Raw genomic sequence first — 472 nt, 5'->3', positions numbered from 1 at the left:
CTGCTCGGCGTCGCCGCGCTCGGCGATCCCGAGCCGGCCCTGGCTGCGCGCCGTCGCCGCCGGCGCGGGACTGGCGGTGCTGTTCGCCGGCAGCACGCTGCTGCTCGGCCGCCGTGGCTTCGGGCTGGGCGACGCCAAGCTGGCGCTCAGCGTGGGCGCGCTGCTCGGCTGGTACGGCTGGCCGGTCCTGCTGTTCGGGCTGCTGCTCGCCTTCGGGCTGTCCGCGCTGGTCAGCCTGGGCCTGCTGGCCGCACGGCGGGCTCGCTGGACCACCCACCTGCCGTTCGGCCCGTTCCTGCTGCTCGGCACCGTCGGCGCCCTCCTGCTGAACACCTGACCGCCCCGCCGTCTGCCTGCCCCCGCCGTCCGCCGGCGTCCGTCGCCCGCGCCGTCCGCGCCGTCCGTCGCCTGCGCCGTCCGTCGCCCGCGCTGTCCGGGGTCAGGGGCGGGGCCGGCCCGCCAGATCGGGGAC

Annotated in this window: 1 pseudogene; it reads left to right on the top strand. The window is 78.8% G+C overall.

Annotated features, from left to right (window positions below):
- Window positions 1-337: pseudogene (locus EAD98_RS00155) on the top strand (prepilin peptidase); the annotation flags it as partial.
- Between the last annotated feature and the right edge of the window lie 135 nt (window positions 338-472).

The organism is Micromonospora sp. CV4, assembly GCF_003667455.1.
In the GTDB taxonomy this organism is placed as follows: Bacteria; Actinomycetota; Actinomycetes; order Mycobacteriales; family Micromonosporaceae; genus Micromonospora.
This window is presented reverse-complemented; position numbering and strand designations above follow the sequence as displayed.